The sequence below is a fragment of the Pseudomonas sp. GW821-FHT02H06 genome (assembly GCF_059421525.1).
Genome location: NZ_JBWKVD010000013.1, coordinates 58,845 through 77,279, shown reverse-complemented (window position 1 = coordinate 77,279; position 18,435 = coordinate 58,845). Strand labels below are relative to the sequence as shown.

General features: G+C 60.8%; 16 protein-coding genes. 5 read left to right on the top strand and 11 right to left on the bottom strand.

What is annotated here, in order from left to right; genetic code table 11:
• Window positions 1-124: 124 nt before the first annotated feature.
• The 11 genes from AC07VF_RS19800 to bioB form a co-directional block, all read right to left on the bottom strand.
• Window positions 125-991, bottom strand: coding sequence for a DMT family transporter (locus AC07VF_RS19800; RefSeq protein WP_495009406.1), 867 nt, complete (start codon window positions 989-991; stop codon window positions 125-127).
• Window positions 992-1,076: 85 nt separating this feature from the next.
• Window positions 1,077-1,238 (bottom strand): YqaE/Pmp3 family membrane protein, encoded by a 162-nt coding sequence (locus AC07VF_RS19795; RefSeq protein WP_037019089.1) that lies wholly within the window; start codon window positions 1,236-1,238, stop codon window positions 1,077-1,079.
• Between the two features lie 373 nt (window positions 1,239-1,611).
• Complete coding sequence (locus tag AC07VF_RS19790) at window positions 1,612-3,390, bottom strand: acyl-CoA dehydrogenase C-terminal domain-containing protein (protein ID WP_495009405.1); 1,779 nt, start codon at window positions 3,388-3,390, stop codon at window positions 1,612-1,614.
• Window positions 3,391-3,612: 222 nt separating this feature from the next.
• Complete coding sequence (locus AC07VF_RS19785) at window positions 3,613-4,908, bottom strand: GGDEF domain-containing protein (protein ID WP_495009404.1); 1,296 nt, start codon at window positions 4,906-4,908, stop codon at window positions 3,613-3,615.
• 177 nt (window positions 4,909-5,085) lie between these two features.
• Window positions 5,086-6,891, bottom strand: coding sequence for a phenylacyl-CoA dehydrogenase (locus tag AC07VF_RS19780; RefSeq protein WP_192173134.1), 1,806 nt, complete (start codon window positions 6,889-6,891; stop codon window positions 5,086-5,088).
• Window positions 6,892-7,245: 354 nt separating this feature from the next.
• Entirely contained in the window at window positions 7,246-7,542 is a 297-nt protein-coding gene (locus tag AC07VF_RS19775; RefSeq protein WP_495009403.1) for a pyrroloquinoline quinone biosynthesis protein PqqE, read from the bottom strand.
• Window positions 7,543-7,666: 124 nt separating this feature from the next.
• Window positions 7,667-8,347: a dethiobiotin synthase gene (bioD, locus tag AC07VF_RS19770; RefSeq protein WP_495009402.1), complete on the bottom strand. Its 681-nt coding sequence runs from the start codon at window positions 8,345-8,347 to the stop codon at window positions 7,667-7,669.
• Between the two features lie 87 nt (window positions 8,348-8,434).
• Complete coding sequence (gene bioC / locus AC07VF_RS19765; protein ID WP_495009401.1) at window positions 8,435-9,295, bottom strand: malonyl-ACP O-methyltransferase BioC; 861 nt, start codon at window positions 9,293-9,295, stop codon at window positions 8,435-8,437.
• Window positions 9,288-10,019 (bottom strand): alpha/beta fold hydrolase, encoded by a 732-nt coding sequence (locus AC07VF_RS19760; RefSeq protein ID WP_282368280.1) that lies wholly within the window; start codon window positions 10,017-10,019, stop codon window positions 9,288-9,290. Before AC07VF_RS19760 ends, bioC begins: the two co-directional genes overlap by 8 nt.
• Complete coding sequence (bioF, locus tag AC07VF_RS19755; protein WP_495009400.1) at window positions 10,012-11,202, bottom strand: 8-amino-7-oxononanoate synthase; 1,191 nt, start codon at window positions 11,200-11,202, stop codon at window positions 10,012-10,014. The genes AC07VF_RS19760 and bioF overlap by 8 nt, the downstream gene beginning before the upstream one ends.
• Before the next feature lie 182 nt (window positions 11,203-11,384).
• Window positions 11,385-12,440: a biotin synthase BioB gene (bioB, locus tag AC07VF_RS19750; RefSeq protein WP_192173140.1), complete on the bottom strand. Its 1,056-nt coding sequence runs from the start codon at window positions 12,438-12,440 to the stop codon at window positions 11,385-11,387.
• Window positions 12,441-12,550: 110 nt separating this feature from the next.
• On the opposite strand from bioB, the gene AC07VF_RS19745 reads away from it, so the two are divergent.
• From AC07VF_RS19745 to rarD, 5 genes are all read left to right on the top strand, one after another.
• A complete protein-coding gene (locus tag AC07VF_RS19745; RefSeq protein ID WP_495009399.1) occupies window positions 12,551-13,285 on the top strand; it encodes a double zinc ribbon domain-containing protein in 735 nt (244 codons plus the stop codon).
• Between the two features lie 91 nt (window positions 13,286-13,376).
• A complete protein-coding gene (locus AC07VF_RS19740) occupies window positions 13,377-14,141 on the top strand; it encodes a TOBE domain-containing protein (RefSeq protein ID WP_495009398.1) in 765 nt (254 codons plus the stop codon).
• Window positions 14,142-14,244: 103 nt separating this feature from the next.
• Entirely contained in the window at window positions 14,245-16,158 is a 1,914-nt protein-coding gene (locus tag AC07VF_RS19735; RefSeq protein ID WP_495009397.1) for a PhoX family protein, read from the top strand.
• Between the two features lie 346 nt (window positions 16,159-16,504).
• Window positions 16,505-17,479, top strand: coding sequence for a serine/threonine protein kinase (locus tag AC07VF_RS19730; RefSeq protein WP_192173144.1), 975 nt, complete (start codon window positions 16,505-16,507; stop codon window positions 17,477-17,479).
• A 55-nt stretch (window positions 17,480-17,534) separates the two neighbouring features.
• Window positions 17,535-18,428, top strand: a complete 894-nt coding sequence (rarD, locus tag AC07VF_RS19725) for an EamA family transporter RarD (protein WP_495009396.1) — start codon at window positions 17,535-17,537, stop codon at window positions 18,426-18,428.
• Window positions 18,429-18,435: the final 7 nt, after the last annotated feature.

Sequence of the window (18,435 nt, the reverse complement as noted above, 5' to 3'; positions counted from 1 at the left end):
TTTCAACCGCTGGAATTTTAACGTTTGTACCGGCCCCTTCGCGAGCAAGCTCGCTCCCACAGGTTGTGCGTAAACTGTCAAACCCGCGACATCGCCATGTGTAACGCGCGAATCCGTGATTGGCTCATCCATAAACGTGCAGCGCCACGGCACCGATCAATACCAGCCCCACCCCGCAGACCTGAATGGCGCTGAGCCGCTCTTTAAAGAACAGGAAGCCAAGCACGGCGGCGATACCCCCTGACAGGGTACTGATGACGGTGACCACGGAAATCGATCCCACCATCGCGCCATACGAGAACGCAGAAAACCCACCCAGGTTGAGCAGGCTTGCCGCCACAAGGGTTACCCCGGCGCGTGCAGGCGGCAACTTCAGGGCGTCTTTCATTCGCAAAATCATCGGCGACAAAACGGCGAGCCCGACCAGATACCCCAGCCAGAGCATCGTGACGGGGCCCAGTGCTGGCAGCGCGTAACGGCCCTGCATCCAGAAGCTCGATCCGTACAGCAAGGCGGCGCCCAGTGCGTAGACAATCGCTTGCTGGTTGTGCTTTTTCGCCGTGGAATCGTTACCTGACGTGATGCTCGACAGAACGACTCCCAGCACGCACAACGCGATCAACAACAGCTGCGTCATCGAGATGTGCTCGCCGCTCGCCCACGAGAACAGCGTGGTGAAGACGCCGTACGACGTCACCAGTGGAGCCACAATCGAAGCTTTGCCGAGCGAGAACGCTTTGGATAACGCCAGCGCACCACTGACCGTGAAAACCGAAGCGAGCACACCCAGAAGCCACGTGTGCCAAGGAGCAGAGAATGATTTGGAGATGAAAGCCGGGAAGCACAGCAACAGAATGCACATGATCAGGAAGCCAAGCGCCTGACCGAAGTAAACCGCTCGCTTGACCCCAACGGCACGGGCATTGAGCCCTACCAGAAAATCTGTGCCGCCCCAGAACAGAGCGGCGAGTAACCCTAAAACAACGTCCATCCCTGACCTTCCTGACCATAAAGTCCGACGTCGGACTCTATGTCAGCTGACCTGAGACAGGAAGCGCGGTGTTTAGCGGATTGAGTTACTTGCGACTGACAATGATGTAGATCGCGTGGATGATCCCCGGGATGTAGCCCAACAGGGTCAGCAGGATGTTCAGCCAGAAGGCACCGGCGAAGCCGACTTGCAGGAACACGCCCAGGGGTGGCAGCAGGATGGCGATGATGATGCGAATGATGTCCATGGGTGAAGCTCCTGGTTAATGGCCCAATGGGGGCCGCACAGCTAATCGACCTTGGGCCGTTACAGGGGTTCCGCAGCGCAATCATCAAGCCATTACCTTCTCGCGCAGCCGCGCCAACCGAAGCGGTCGAAGGAGTAGGTATTTTCCAAGACGCAGAAAAAAGAAAACCCCGCCTAAGCGAGGTTTTCCAGACTGTTTCCCATGACTTCCATTTCTCCCCGCCGTCCTGGCAGGCAATCCCTTACGTGTCCCTGTTATCTGTTGCGCGTCCTGCGCTACGTCCATGTGAGTAGATTAAACTTGGATCCACTGGAGCGATAGAGCCGAATGCCACCACGTCATGTAAGCAAATGCTTACATGATTTTCCTGGTGTCAGAACTGTGACGCCTTCAATAGGTACAGCGACTCACTGCCAGCCCTCACCGACGCTGAAAGGGACTGAATTCGAGGCAGCAGACGCGCGAAGTAGAAACGCGCAGTGCCCAGCTTACTGGCGTAGAAATCTTCCTGAGTTTCCTTGCCCCACGCCGCGTTTGCCATCATCGCCCACATGTAGGCGTACGCCGTGTATCCGAATACATGCAGATACTCGACGGAAGCGGCACCGATTTCATTCGGGTTGCCACGCGCCCGGTCCAGCACCCAGTCGGTCAATTCGTCCAGCGTGGTCAAGGCAGCGGCCAACGGCTTGGTGAACTCGGCCTGCGAGCTGTCAGACGACGCAATGAATTCACGGACTTCGTCAGAGAACAGCTTGTAGTACGCCCCGCCACTGGCGACAACCTTACGCCCCATCAGGTCCAGTGCCTGAATGCCGTTGGTGCCTTCGTAGATCTGGGTAATGCGCACGTCACGCACCAGTTGTTCCTGGCCCCATTCGCGAATGTAGCCATGACCGCCGAACACCTGCTGACCGTGCACGGTGGTGTCCAGGCCCATGTCGGTGAGAAAGGCCTTGGCGACCGGGGTCAGCAGTGCAACCAACGCATCGGCGCGCTGACGCACGTCGGCGTTTTCGCTGTACTTGGCGGTGTCCAGTTGCATGGCCACGTACGTCGAGAACGCGCGACCGCCTTCGTTCAGCGCTTTCATGGTCAACAGCATGCGGCGCACATCGGGGTGAACGATGATCGGGTCGGCAATGGTGTCTTTGGACTGCGCGCCTGTCGGGGCCCGGCTTTGCAGACGGTCGCGGGCGTACTCGATCGCGTTCTGATACGAACGCTCGCCGGACGCCAGGCCCTGAATGCCTACACCCAGGCGCTCGTAATTCATCATGGTGAACATCGCCGCGAGGCCTTTATTCGGCTCCCCGATCAGGTAGCCCTTGGCCTGATCAAAATTCAGCACGCAGGTGGCCGACGCCTGAATGCCCATTTTGTGCTCAATGGATCCGCAGAACACCGTGTTGCGCTCACCCAGGCTGCCGTCGTCGTTGACCATGATTTTCGGCACGAGGAACAGCGAAATGCCCTTCGGCCCGGCCGGTGCGTCGGGCAGTTTGGCCAGCACCAGATGGATGATGTTCTCGGTGAGGTCGTGTTCGCCGCCGGTGATGAAGATTTTAGTACCGCTGACCTTGTAGGACCCATCGGTCTGCGGCTCCGCTTTCGCGCGGATAATCCCGAGATCCGTGCCGGCGTGGGCTTCGGTCAGGCACATCGAACCGGCCCATATGCCGGCGTACATGTTCGGCAGGTATTTGGTTTTCAGCGTTTCGCTGGCGTGGTTATTGATCGAGACGCAGGCGCCTGACGTCAACATCGGGTACAGCCCGAACGCCAGGCTGGCGGAGTTGACCATCTCTTCGACTTGAGCAGAGACCGCCTTGGGCATGCCCATGCCGCCGAACTCCGGATTGCCGCCGACGCCGACCCATCCCCCTTCCGCATACGTTTTGTACGCTTGAACGAAACCTGCAGGTGTGGTGACAACGGTGTCTTTCCAGTGGCAGCCTTCCTCATCGGCCGCGCGGCTCAGCGGTGCGACGGATCTGCCAGTGACTTTGCCCGCCTCTTCGAGAATCGCCTCGACGGTCTCGGCGTCCACGGTTTCAGACAGTTCGGGAAGCGTGACCCAAAGTCGGGAGACTTCGAACACTTCATTGAGGACGAAGCGCATATCGCGCAAGGGCGCTTTGTAGTCAGCCATGGCAAACCTCGTTTCAGCGGCAAAGAACTCGGGGGAGGAGCGGCACAGCACTGAGATTGCGGCGCCGATGTGTCAGTGGAACGAGTGTACCTGAACACCATTTGCGACACATAGGGTCAACGCGTGACTATTAACAAGGATCCGGTCACGATCGAGCGACAGTCGAGTTCTTACCGCACATGGCTGCGTATGCGTTCGTTGAGTGATGAAAAGGAGTAGGTTTTAGCCGGCCGCGGCCATGCGAACAGCGCCGCGCTTGCTGGTTTGCGCATGGCTGATGACGCAGTTACGGCCAGCGCCTTTGGCGGCATACAGCGCCTGATCGGCGGATTTGAGGACTTCTTCCGGATTGCGGTGCTCGGGGAGACGCTCGGCCACGCCGATGCTGACGGTCACCGAAACTGTTGATGCCGGAGAGCCCGCCCGACGCTGACGCCCTTGCAGGTCATCGTTTGGACGATTGTCCTGGTTGCGCAGGTGAATCTGATAGCTGGCGATGGTTTCCCGGATGACTTCGAGATGCGGCATGCATTCTTCCAGGGTTTTGCCGGCAAACACGATGGCGAACTCTTCACCGCCATATCGATAGGCGCGCCCGCCGCCGTTGGTGATCTTCGACAATTTGCTCGCCACCAGACGCAGCACCTGATCGCCGACATCATGACCGTGTGTGTCGTTGAATTTCTTGAAGTGATCGACGTCGCTCATCGCCAGCACGTAATTGCGGCCCAGTCGCTGCATCCGCTCATTGAGTGCGCGTCGGCCTGGCAGCCCGGTCAGTTCGTCGCGGAACGCCATTTGATAGGCCTCGTGCGCGACCGCTGCGGCAATCATCAACATCACCTGGCTGCACATGATGTTCAGGGTGAACGGCAGGATGAAGGTTTTCGGCAACGCCCAGAACATTCCGAGCAACCCCACCAGTTGAGCGGCATGCAGGGGGCGCGGCTTATAGAGGTACTGGGTGATCAACACGGCGAACGCGATGAAAAACGTCACGTAGGACAACTGGATGAGGCTCATCCAGTCTCCGTGCAGCGCCGGCCAGCGGATGTCGGCGAGCCAAGCGAGCAGCACGGCGGGGAAGCTCTGTTCGAGTCCCAGCGCGACGCTGCCGACGGCGACCAGTACCGCCAGCCGAGCGACAAGGTCTTGAAACAGATGGGTCCGCTCTTCCCACGCGGCAAACAGGCCGAACATGACCGGGAGCAACAGGCAGCACAGATGAAACACCACGGCGGCGTCCTCTCGGACCTTCCCGTTATCGCGGTAATAGTCGGTCTGTGTGTCGAGCAGGAAATAGGCGATGTACACCGTGATCATCAGGAACAGTTCACGCTGCCGCTTGTAAACCCCGCAATACGCGCCGCCCAGCAACAGCACCAGCGTGGGCAGCACGTTGAAGAGTGAGGTGAAGAAGACGTTGAGGTCTTTCACGTACGCGGCCGCCAGTCCGGCAATCAGCAAGGCCAGAGAGGGTAAAAAATGACTGAGCCGTGCGGCAGAGGGGCGCAGCAAAAGGACTATCTCCTCACCGAAAGATGCGAGCGCTGGTTAAATGGCATTGTGCCTGTATCGGCCGCGTCATGCATAGGATGAGGAAGAATGTGCATGGTCTTGGGGCAAGGATCGGCAGGCACAAAAAAGCCGCTTGTCCCTGAGGACAAGCGGCTTGAGGGAAACGCTCGCGGTGACTTAGTAAGCCAGGCCGAAGTGTTCTTCGTTCATGTCCATCAGGTTGCTCGCGCCCGACAGCATGGTTGCCACGTGAGTGCGGGTGCGCGGCAGGATACGCTGGAAGTAGAAGCGCGCTGTCTGCAGCTTGGCGGTGTAGAAGGCTTCTTCGCTGGTGCCGGCCGCCAGTTTCTCGGCTGCCACACGAGCCATGTCAGCCCAGAAGTACGCCAGGCAGGCATAACCGGAGAACATCAGGTAATCCACCGAAGCGGCACCGACTTCTTCACGGTCTTTCATGGCGGCCATGCCAACCTTCATGGTCAGTTCGCCCCATTCTTTGTTCAGCGCAGCGAGCGGCGCCACGAACTCGCTGATCGCGTCGTTGCCTTCCTGGGACTGGCAGAACTTGTGGACGATCTTGGTGAAGCCCTTGAGCGCCTCGCCTTGAGTCATCAGTACTTTTCGACCCAGCAGGTCGAGCGCCTGAATACCGGTGGTGCCTTCGTACAGCATGGCAATACGGGCGTCGCGAACGTTCTGCTCCATGCCCCACTCGGCGATGAAGCCGTGGCCGCCATAGATTTGCACGCCGTGGTTGGCGGCTTCGAAACCGACTTCGGTCATGAACGCCTTGGCGATCGGTGTCATGAATGCCAGCAGGCCGTCAGCTTGCTTCTTGGCTTCGGCGTCGTCGCTGTACTTGGCGATGTCGACCTGCTTGGCGGTGAAGTACACCATCGCACGAGTCCCCTCGGCGAAGGCCTTCATGGTCAGCAGCATGCGACGCACGTCAGGGTGAACGATGATCGGGTCAGCGGCTTTTTCCGGCGCTTTCGGGCCAGTCAGCGAACGCATCTGCAGACGCTCACGGGCGTATTTCAGGCCGCCCTGGAAACCGATCTCGGCGTGAGCGAGGCCTTGCAGCGCAGTGCCCAGACGTGCGGTGTTCATGAAGGTGAACATGCAGTTCAGGCCCTTGTTCGGCGGGCCGATCAGGAAACCCGTGGCGCCGTCGAAGTTCATCACGCAGGTGGCGTTGCCGTGAATGCCCATCTTGTGTTCCAGCGAACCGCAGGTCACAGCATTGCGCTCGCCGACGCTGCCGTCAGCGGCCGGCACGAATTTCGGCACGATGAACAGGGAAATGCCCTTGGTGCCAGCAGGTGCGTCGGGCAGGCGGGCCAGCACGATGTGGACGATGTTATCGGCCATGTCGTGCTCGCCAGCGGAAATGAAGATCTTGGTGCCGGACACTTTGTACGAGCCGTCAGCCTGAGGCTCAGCCTTGGTGCGCAGCATGCCCAGGTCAGTGCCGCAATGAGGTTCGGTCAGGCACATGGTGCCGGTCCACTCACCCGAAACCAGTTTGGTCAGGTAAGCGTCTTGCTGCTCAGGGGTGCCGTGCTCGGAGATGGTGTTCATCGCACCATGGGAAAGGCCCGGGTACATGCCCCACGACCAGTTGGCTTCGCCGACCATTTCACTGACCGCCAGCCCCAACGACTCGGGCAGACCCTGGCCACCATGGGCGACGTCGTGGGCCAGGCTCGGCCAGCCGCCTTCGACGAACTGTTTGTAGGCTTCCTTGAATCCGGTCGGCGTTTTTACGCCGGACTCGCTCCAGGTGCAGCCTTCGGTGTCACCGACACGGTTCAGCGGGGCCAGGACCTGCTCACAAAACTTGGCGCCTTCCTCGAGAATGGCGTCAACCATGTCAGGCGTGGCGTCCTGGCATGCTGGCAGACTCTGATAGTGCGCTTCGTAGCCGAGCAGCTCGTCACGGACGAAGCGAATATCACGCAAGGGGGCCTTGTAGTCAGGCATAGCGATAAACCTCTGCTGGTGAATCCTGGAATTGGATGACCGTGTGGTCACTGTGGGGCATTGCCCCGGCGCCGGCGTTTGGGATCACGCGGCGATCAAACAGGTGTTTGAAACATACGTTTACGCCTATACCTTGTCAAGGGACGCCCTGCACCTTTCATCACCTCCCGGTGTGCGAGATGCAGGCGCGCGCGTACGCCGCCATGCGGTTTAGACCGGTGCGTTGAGTCTAGAGAGCGTGAGGAAAGTACAGGCCACTGCGCGCACGGGATGGGCGCGTGAATGAGGCGTTATTCAGGAAAGGAAGAGCGACCAAAGCCGTGCGCTTTGGCGCACGACCGGGGGGGGGGGGGGTCAGGCGAAGGTATCGATCAGCGTGCCGAGTGCTTCATCGCTGGCTTTTTCAACTTTGACGCCAGCCTGGACTTGAATCCGGCCTTGGGTCAGTTCAACCACATTGGTAGCCATGTCGGAGCGTTGCGGACGATCCACGGAGCGCAGGCGCTCAAGCTGGAAATCCGAAGACTGACTGCGCCCGGACACTTCAGTCGCGGGACTGGCCAACTGCGTCGCAGCCTGATCGACACGGCTCTGCCCGACCTGGATTGCGCTAAGGCCCGGGTACAGCGTGTTGTTCAGTGAGATTTGCATGAGCACGATCCTCTGTTCGGAGCGAACACAGCGATTAAAGCAGCAATGCGCCCGGATTACTCGGCGACGCGACTAGTGGCATTGCGCCTTGTGACGCACCTCACACTCGGCGACGCTCTAACGCTTAATCCAGCAACTCCAGATGCAGATGCTCGGCGATCATTTCCGCGGTCGCTTTTTTCATGTATGGCACGCGCCCCAGGCACGGCGCCGGCAAACGCTCAGCCAAGGTGGCGAGGTTCTCTTCAAGCCGAGAGGTTTTGGGATCGATGATATTCGCCACCCAGCCCGCCAGCTGCAGACCGTCGTTGGCGATGGCTTCCGCTGACAGCAACGCATGGCTGATACAGCCCAGGCGCACGCCCACCACCAGAATCACCGGCAGGTTGAGCGCGATGGCCAGGTCAGACAGATTGGCCTGATCGGCCAGTGGAACGCGCCAGCCGCCAGCCCCTTCGATCAGGGTGAAATCAGCCTGCTTATCGAGGATATGCCGCATCGGGCCGAGCAAGGACTGCACGGTCAGCGCGACTCCCGCTTCCCGCGCGGCCAGATGGGGCGCGATGGCAGGCTCGAAGGCCACCGGGTTGACCTCGTTGTAGGTCAGTTGAATCGAACATTCGGCACGCAAGGCGACGGCGTCCGAGTTGCGCAACCCCTTGGGTTTGACGTCGCAGCCGGAGGCGACCGGCTTGCCCGCCGCCGTGCTCAACCCTGACTGCCGCGCCGCGTAGAGAAGCCCCGTGGCGATGGTGGTCTTGCCGACGTCGGTATCGGTTCCCGTGATGAAATACGCAGCGCTCATCGTGGCGACCATCCGTTCAGATATTTCAAACTATTCCCTGCTTACTATAGCGCCCGTCTAACAGACGCCGACAAAATAGATCATTCTTTAATCAATGCCGGATTTCGCCAGAATGCCGTACACCACCTGATACGTGGCGGGCAGGCCGTCTTTCTGACGAAACCTTTCGTACGCCTCCATCAACGCCTGGATTCGCGCACGGCCAGTCAGGCCTCCCGGACGACCCGGATTGATGTTGTGCGCGCCCAGTGCCTTGAGTTCATGGGTCAGGCTGCGCACGTCGGGATAGTGCAACACGTGGGGCAAGACTTCGAGGCTGCGCACGTTCAAACCGCTGGCAGTGCAGAGGCGTTGATACTCCTCGCGCTCGCGGAAGCGATTGACGTGGACCATGCCATCCACCGCCTGCCAGCTGTCGCGCAGTTCAAACAGCGTCCCGACGCAGAGGCTGGCGAAGGCGAATACGCCACCCGGTTTGAGCACGCGACGCGCTTCGCTCAGCACCGCGGAGAAATCCGGGCACCATTGCACCGCCAGGCTGGAGAACATCAGATCAACACTCGCGTCGCGCAGCGGCAGGTTCTCGGCGTCGCCAGCCACGTAATGAATCGCCCCACCCAATGGCCGTGCATAACGCAGCATGCCTTCGGCGAGGTCCAGCGCAACCCCTTCGCTTTGGGGAAACTGCTGCGCCAGCGCGCGGCTGAAACACCCTGTTCCGCTGCCCAGGTCCAGCCACCGGGATGGCGCTGTCTTCGGCATCTGAGCCGGCAGCCGTGTCATCAGCTCGATGCCGACGGCGCGCTGCAAATCGGCCACGCTGTCGTAGCTGGTCGCGGACTTCGAGAAGGACGCCGCCACCTGACGCTTGTCAGGTAGTGCCTGTTGCCCATTAATCTGTTGCTGTTTCACGGCCTTCAGCACCGCGCAGTGGGAAAGATCAGTCATCACCGGACTCGTGTAAAAACGCATGAACTGCAGCGGCGACGCCGTGCGGGTTTTCCAGAATGAAAGCGTGACTGGCCTGCTCGATCACGCCGACTTCGATGTCAGGCTGGAAGGTCAGAACATCCGCCGATGCTTCTGCCGGCACCAACGCATCAAGGCCGCCAAACAGGTGCAATTGAGGGCCGCGAAACGCTTGCAGCGCTTTGCGCGTGTCCATTTGCTCGAGCAGCTTCAGGCCTTCGATCAAGCCGGCGCTGGTGCCGTGGGGCGCGCAGGCTTTTAACTGTCTCGACAGCGCCCGTGGCTCTTCGGCGCCTTGCACGCACAAAAGACTGAAACGCTTGAGCGTTCCGTCCAGATCGGCTTTGCAACCGGCAATAAAGGCGTCGAAATCAGTTTGCGGCATCGCGTTGGGCCACTCGCTGCGGGCCACGAAGCAGACGTTGCTGGCGAACGTCGCCAGACCACAGCAGCGCTCGCCCCTGCGCGCGGCCAGTTCGGTCGCCAGCATGCCGCCCAGCGACCAACCGCCCAGCCAGACGTTGTCGGGCAATGTCGAATCCAGTTCATCGAGCCAGTCGTCGAGGTTGTCGGTGTCCATGTCAGGCAACGGCTCGATCACCACCCGCAAATGTTCGTCGAGCCCTCGCAGCGCTGCAGCCAGCGGTTCAAGGGGCGAGACGCCAAGGCCCCAGCCCGGCAACAGGATCAACTGATCACGCATGGTCCAGCTCCGAAGATTCGTCTACGCCCAGCAGCGGATAACACTGCTCCAGTGCCTGCAACAATAGCTGCACCTGCGCTTCGCTGTGGGCTGCCGACAATGTCACGCGCAAACGCGCACTGCCCGCAGGCACCGTCGGAGGCCGAATGGCGGTGACCATCACACCGCGCTCTCGCAGCAACTGCGACAGCCGCAACGCGCGACCGCTGTCGCCGATCAGGATGGGCTGAATGGGCGTGAAACTGTCCATCAGCTCAAGGCCGAGGGCTTGGGCGCCGGCGCGAAACTGTTTGATGAGTGCGGTCAGGTGCTCGCGCCGCCAGCGTTCGGTGCGCAGCAGTTCAAGGCTTTTCAGCGTCGCGCACGCCAGCGCCGGCGGCTGGCTGGTGGTGTAGATGTAGGGGCGGGCGAACTGGATCAGCGTTTCGATCAACTCTTCGCTGCCCGCAACGAACGCGCCCGCGGTGCCGAAGGACTTACCCAGCGTGCCGATCAGCACCGGGACGTCATCGATGCCAAGGCCGAAGTGCTCGACGATACCCGCACCGTTTGCACCCAGCGGGCCAAAGCCGTGTGCATCGTCGACCATCAGCCATGCGTTTTTGGCTTTCGCCGCCTTGGCCAGCGCGGGGAGGTCAGCGACGTCGCCGTCCATGCTGAACACACCGTCGGTGACTACCAGCGTGTCGCCCACCGCTTTGTCCAACCGGCTGGCGAGGCTGTCGCAATCGTTGTGCAGGTAGCGGGCGAAACGGGCGCCGCTAAGCAGGCCGGCGTCGAGCAACGAAGCATGATTGAGGCGGTCTTCCAGCACGGTGTCACCCTGGCCCACCAACGCAGTAACGGTGCCGAGGTTGGCCATGTAACCATTAGAAAACAACAGCGCGCGGGGCCGACCGGTGAACTCGGCGAGGGCTTCTTCGAGCGCGTGATGGGGCATGCTGTGGCCGATCACCAAATGCGAGGCACCACCGCCTACGCCCCAACGTTCGGCGCCGGCCTGCCAGGCCGCGATGACTTCAGGGTGATTTGCCAGGCCCATGTAATCGTTGTTGCAGAACGCCAGCAGCGGCTTGCCGTCGACAATGACTTCAGGGCCCTGCGGGCTTTGCAGCAAGGGCCGCTGACGATAAAGGTGCTCGGCACGACGGGCAGCGAGACGTGCGTTCAGATCAAAGGACATGCAGGCCTCGTGAGCGGATTTATGACTACGCCGTTATCTCCCGCTCGGACGCAGACCTGTGGGAGTGAGCTTGCTCGCGAATAGGACGGCACATTCAGCATGGATGCCGCCTTACCTGACGCATTCGTGAGCAAGCTCACTCCCACAGTGTGTTGCACTCCGACCGGAGGATCGAAGGCGCATCAAACAGCCGCGTCGTAAAACAGCTCGCTGCTTTTCTGCTCGATCAGCGCTTGTTCGATGGCTGCCTGATGCACCTCGTCCGAGTGCTCTTCGCGCGCTTCGGGCTGAATGCCCAGACGCGAGAACAGCTGCATGTCCTTGTCGGACTGAGGGTTGGCGGTGGTCAGCAGTTTGTCGCCGTAGAAGATCGAGTTGGCGCCGGCGAAGAACGCCAGGGCCTGCATCTGGTCATTCATGGCTTCGCGGCCTGCGGACAGGCGCACGTGGGATTGCGGCATCAGGATGCGCGCGACGGCCAGCATGCGGATGAAGTCGAACGGGTCGATATCCTCGGCGTTCTCCAGCGGCGTGCCGGCCACCTTCACCAGCATGTTGATCGGCACGGATTCCGGATGCTCTGGCAGGTTAGCCAGCTGGATCAGCAGGTTGGCGCGGTCGTCCAGGGATTCACCCATGCCCAGGATGCCGCCGGAGCAGATCTTCATTCCCGAATCACGCACGTACGCCAGCGTCTGCAGGCGCTCGCTGTAGGTACGGGTGGTAATGATGCTGGTGTAGAAATCCGGCGACGTGTCGAGGTTGTGGTTGTAGTAATCGAGGCCAGCGTCAGCCAGCGCCTGGGTCTGGTCCTGGTCCAGCTTGCCAAGGGTCATGCAGGTTTCCAGGCCCATGGCCTTGACGCCTTTGACCATCTCCAGCACGTAGGGCATGTCTTTGGCCGACGGATGTTTCCACGCCGCGCCCATGCAGAAACGGGTCGAACCAATGGCCTTGGCGCGTGCGGCTTCTTCCAGCACTTGCTGGACTTGCATGAGCTTTTCTTTTTCCAGACCGGTGTTGTAGTGGCCCGATTGCGGGCAGTACTTGCAGTCTTCCGGGCAGGCGCCGGTTTTGATCGACAGCAGGGTCGAGACTTGCACGCGGTTGGCGTCGAAGTGAGCGCGGTGCACGGTTTGCGCCTGAAACAGCAGGTCATTGAATGGCTGTGTGAACAGCGCCTTGACCTCGGCTAGATTCCAGTCGTGACGCAGGTTGGCATTGATGCTGGCGCTCATGGGCGGCTCCTTGATGTTTTCTGGACGATGACCCGGGCGGCTTTGCCCAGCGGCAAAACCGGAAAGCCCACAGGCGCAACACGGATGTTGGGCATATTTAAGGAAGCGACATGCGCTGTCAACCATATAACGGGCACGAGGTTTACATCTGGTTAAAAAACGCACAAACGTGTTTGTTGTGCGATGAAGCGACTGATTCAAGCACCCCGATCTGCATGCCCTGTGAGCGCGAACTCCCGTGGCTGATTGACCAGTGCGACCGTTGCGCGCTGCCCATGCCGATGTCCGGACTGACCTGCGGCGCCTGCAATCGCAACCCTCCCGCCTTTAATGACGTCGTCGCTCCGTGGCTGTACGACTTCCCGATCGACGCGCTGGTCACACGCTTCAAGCATCAGCGGAAATGGCCGCTCGGCCGACTGCTGGCGGAGCTGTTGGGCGAGACCCTGCAGCATCGCTTCAACGATGGCATGCGCCGACCCGATTGTCTTATCCCGGTGCCGCTCGCCAAAAAACGGCTGCGCCAGCGAGGCTTCAATCAGGCAGCGATGTTGGCGAACTGGCTCGGCGCTCGCCTGGGACTGCCTGTTGATGAGCGCGTGATCCGCCGCGTGAAAGAAACACCTTCGCAGCAGGGTCTGGATGCAAAAGCCAGAAGGCGCAATCTGGCGTCTGCCTTTTCGCTGAGGGACGCCACGCCGATTATCGGCAAGCGCCTTGCACTGATTGACGACGTCCTCACCACCGGCTCGACGGCGAATGCGCTGGCAGCACTGTTGATCAAGGCCGGCGCCAGATCGGTGGATGTGTATTGCCTGGCAAGAACGCCGAAGCCCGGGGACTAGCCAGCCAGGAGATCAGAAAATCCGCAGCATTCGTGAGCAAGCCGTTTTGGCTTACACTCCGGCGTCATCACTTCCAGCGCATCCGACCCCTATGTCACTACCGCCTTCCCTTACCCAGCACATGGTCCGTCGCCCGCATCGCATCGCGCTGTTGCAGCACATTGCCGAGCAGGGTTCGATCACTCGAGCGGCGAAAAGCGCCGGGCTGAGTTACAAGGCGACGTGGGACGCCATCGATGAGCTGAACAATCTGGCACAAAAACCGCTGGTCGAGCGCAGCGTTGGCGGCCGTGGGGGTGGCGGCGCCAAATTGTCGGCCGAAGGCGAGCGGGTCCTGCGGCTTTATCAGCGCCTGCAGGCGTTACAGACCCAGCTGCTGGAAACCTCGGAGGAATCTGACGACCTCGCTCTGCTCAGCCGCTTGATGCTGCGAACTAGCGCTCGGAATCAGCTGCATGGTCAGGTCAGCGGCGTTCGTGCTCAGGGCCGCAACGACATGATCACGTTGCAGCTCGCTGGCGGCTTGTCGATCGAGGCGCAGATCACCCACGACAGCACCTTGCGACTGGGGCTTGAGATCGGCACGGATGTGTTCGCCCTGATCAAGGCCGGCTGGCTGGAATTAGTAGCGCCTGACCAGGCTGAAACAACCGGACACAATTGCCTCACCGGTCAAATCGAGGAAATTCTCGACGCCGAGGATGGCCCAAGTGAAGTCAGAATTGTCCTTCCCAGCCACCAGATTCTCTGTGCGGTGGTCGACGCGGACCGGCTGCATGCCTTGCAGCTCAAGGTCGGCGGTGAGATTAAGGTTCAATTTGCGCCCTCAAACATTCTGCTCGGTACGCCGCTTTAAGCGCCGCTTGCACGCACCACTGGCGCCCGACTCGTCATTTGACCGACACAATAACGTCATCCGAACTGCATAGGGTTTTGCCCTAAACCGCAGGGAGCCCGTGATGACGCTATTAAAAGATAACCAATCCACCGACCTCGAAAACATGGTTGGCCTGACCCGACGCGGATTCATCAGCGCGGGCGCCCTGTGCGGCGCGGCGATGTTTCTCGGGGGCAACCTGCTCAGCCGCAGCGTAATGGCCGCCAGCGTCAGCGCTGCCAACGGGACGCTGCTCGGCTTCGACAGCATCCCCTCCTCCACCGCCGACAGCATCAGCCTGCCGCCCGGTTATCGCTCCTCGGTCCTGATCAGTTGGGGCCAGCCGCTGCACACCAACGGCCCGGCCTTCGACCCCAGTGGCAAAGGCACGGCGAAGATGCAGGAGCTGCAGTTCGGCGACAACAATGACGGCATGAGTCTGTTTACCTTCCCCGGCGACAAGCCGGACACTGCCAGCCGCGCGCTGATGGCGATCAACAACGAATACACCAATTACCGCTACCTGTTTGATCACGGCAAAGACCCGCAATCCGCCGAAGACGTGCACAAGGCCCAGGCCAGCGAAGGCGTTTCGGTGATCGAGGTCAAACGCGAAGGTCAGCAATGGGCGTTCGTGCAGGGCTCCAAATACAACCGGCGCATCCACGGCAACACGCCGATTCATCTGAGCGGCCCGGCAGCCGGCCATGAGTGGTTGAAAACCGCCGCCGACAAGACCGGCAAGAACGTCCTCGGGACGTTTCAGAACTGCGCCAACGGCAAGACGCCGTGGGGCACCTATCTGACCTGCGAAGAGAACTTCACTGACTGCTTCGGCAGCAGCGATCCCGCGCATGCCTTCGATGCCGCGACCAAGCGTTACGGGGTGACGGCCGCCAGCAAGGAAGTTAACTGGCACCTGCATGACCCGCGTTTCGACGTCGCGAAAAACCCCAACGAACCCAATCGCCATGGCTGGGTGGTGGAGATCGATCCGTTCGATCCGAAATCCACGCCGGTCAAACGCACCGCCCTGGGCCGCTTCAAGCACGAAAACGCCGCACTGACCGAAACCAAGGACGGCCGCGTCGTGGTGTACATGGGCGACGACGAGCGTGGCGAGTTCATTTACAAATTCATCAGCCGGGACAAAGTCGATCACAAGAACCCGAAAGCCAACCGCGACATCCTCGACCACGGCACGCTGTATGTGGCGCAGTTCGACGCTGGCGACAGCAACCCCGATCACCCGAAAGGCCAAGGCAAATGGATTGAGTTGAGCCACGGCAAGAACGGCATCGACGCGGGCAGCGGTTTTGCCAATCAAGCCGAAGTGCTGATCCATGCGCGCCTGGCGGCCAGTCAGGTGAAAGCGACGCGCATGGACCGGCCCGAGTGGATCGTTGTCAGCCCCAAGGACGGCCAGGTCTATTGCACGCTGACCAACAACATCAAGCGTGGCGATGAAGGGCAGCCAGTGGGCGGGCCAAATCCCCGGGCGAAAAACCAGTACGGGCAGATTCTGCGCTGGCAGGAAACCGGGTCAGATGCAGCCGCCATGGATTTCGCATGGGACTTGTTCGTCGTCGCCGGCAACCCGGGTGTGCATGCAGGAACGCCCCAGGGTGGATCAACCAATATCAATCCGCAGAACATGTTCAACAGCCCGGATGGCCTGGGTTTCGACGCTGCCGGGCGGCTGTGGATTCTGACGGATGGCGACGCCACCAACGCGGGCGACTTCGCCGGCATGGGCAATAACCAGATGCTGTGCGCTGACCCGGCCAGCGGCGAGATTCGCCGATTCATGGTCGGGCCGGTGGGGTGTGAAGTGACCGGCATCAGCTTCGCGCCCGACCAGAAAGCGCTGTTCGTCGGCATTCAGCACCCTGGTGAAAACGGCGGTTCGACCTTCCCGGAGCACTTGCCGAACGGCAAGCCGAGGTCATCGGTGATGGTGATCACGCGGGAGGATGGCGGCGTGATCGGCGCCTGATTTTTGGGAGATCTCCCATTGTCCAGGCGAGGCGCTATCTCGCTGCAAACACAGCCTCTGTGGGAGTGAGCTTGCTCACGAAGACGGCGATTCAGGCGCTAAAGATGCAGCGGGTGTCCTGGCCTCTTCGCGAGCAAGCTCGGCTCCCACATGGACGGTGTTTGCTGCGCGACAGCGCGGCGTTTGGTCGCCGGCATATCTCCCACAACGATCGCGGTCGTCTGTTGATGCAGCCTTCCAATCCGCATCGCAGTTGCGGAAGTGAGCTTGCCACTGTGTCAGGTGTAACACGCCTGAGTTACCATGACTGGCCCGACGCGGCAGCCTGCTGCGCGCAGGAGTTAGCATGGCCCACCCGTTCGCAACACTTACACCTGACCTGGTGCTGGACGCCGTCGAGAGCATCGGCTTTGTCACCGACGCCCGTATTCTCGCGCTCAACAGCTACGAGAACCGCGTCTATCAGGTCGGCATCGATGAACAGCAGCCGCTGATTGCCAAGTTCTACCGGCCCGATCGCTGGACCAACGACGCCATTCTCGAAGAGCACAGCTTCACCGCCGAGCTCGCCGACGTCGAAATCCCGGTCGTCGCGCCCCTCGTGCACAACGGCGAGACCTTGTTCGAGCACGCCGGTTTTCGTTTCACCCTCTTCCCCCGTCGTGGCGGCCGCGCGCCAGAGCCCGGCAACCTTGATCAGCTGTACCGTCTCGGCCAGTTGCTCGGGCGCATTCACGCTGTCGGCGCCACGCGCCCGTTCCAGCACCGCGAAGCCCTTGGCGTGCAGAACTTCGGCCACAACTCGCTGAACTATCTGCTGGACAACAACGTGATTCCCCGCAGCCTGCTGCCGGCCTATGAATCCGTTGCCAAAGACCTGCTCAAGCGCGTGGAAGACGTCTACGCCGCCACGCCCCATCAGAACATCCGCATGCACGGCGATTGCCACCCCGGCAACATGATGACCCGCGACGACATCTTCCACATCGTCGACCTCGACGACTGCCGCATGGGCCCGGCGGTGCAGGATGTCTGGATGATGCTCGCGGGTGATCGTCAGGATTGTCTGAGTCAGTTATCGGAATTGATGGACGGCTACAACGAGTTTCACGACTTCGATCCCCGTGAGCTGGCACTCATCGAACCCCTGCGCGCGCTGCGCCTGTTGCATTACAGCGCCTGGTTGGCCCGTCGTTGGGATGATCCGGCGTTCCCCCACAGCTTTTCCTGGTTCGGCACCGAACGCTATTGGGGCGACCAGGTGCTGGCCCTGCGCGAGCAATTGTCCGCGCTGAACGAGGAACCGCTGAAGCTGTTCTGAAAACGCTGAACACCCTGCAGGACACCACAACAAGAAACTTGCCGAAGGACCACTCATGCAAGCTGCCAACCCGCGTCGCGGGTACATTCTGGGCCTGAGCGCCTACATCATCTGGGGACTGTTTCCGATCTACTTCAAGGTGCTTGCCAGCGTTCCCTCGCTGGAAATCATCGTCAATCGGGCGATCTGGTCGGCCATCTTCGGCTCGCTTCTGCTGCTGGTCTGGAAGCATCCCGGCTGGTGGCAAGAGCTACGGGATAATCCCAAACGCCTCGCCATTCTCGCCTGCAGCGGTACGCTGATCGCCGCCAACTGGCTGATCTACGTCTGGGCCGTGAACAACAACCACATGGTCGAAGCCAGCCTGGGTTACTTCATCAACCCGCTGATCAACGTGATGCTCGGCATGGTGCTGCTGCGCGAAAGACTGCGCCCATTGCAATGGGTAGCGGTGATGCTGGCGTTGATCGGCGTGCTTCAGCAGGTCTGGCAAGTGGGCAGTCTGCCGTGGGTGTCGCTCGCCCTGGCATTCACCTTTGGGTTCTACGGCCTGATTCGCAAAAAAGCGCCGGTGGCGGCGTTGCCCGGGCTGGTGGTGGAGACCTGGATTCTGGTGCCGCTGGCCGTGGGCTGGTTGATTTTCAACCCGCTGGCCCACAGCGCTCAGCCGGCGTTCTGGACCACATCGCAAGCGCTATGGCTTGCGGCGGCCGGTCCGGTGACCCTCGTGCCGCTGGTGTGTTTCAACGCCGCAGCAAGGCATTTGCCCTACGCGACGCTGGGCTTTTTGCAGTACATCGCACCGACCCTCGTGCTGGCTTTGGCGGTTGTGCTGTACGACGAACACATGCCCTCGGCCACCTTGGTGACCTTCGCCTTCATCTGGGCCGGGTTGATCATTTACAGCGTCGACGCCTGGCGCTCGCTACGCAAACGCGCCCAGGCCTGAGCAGGCA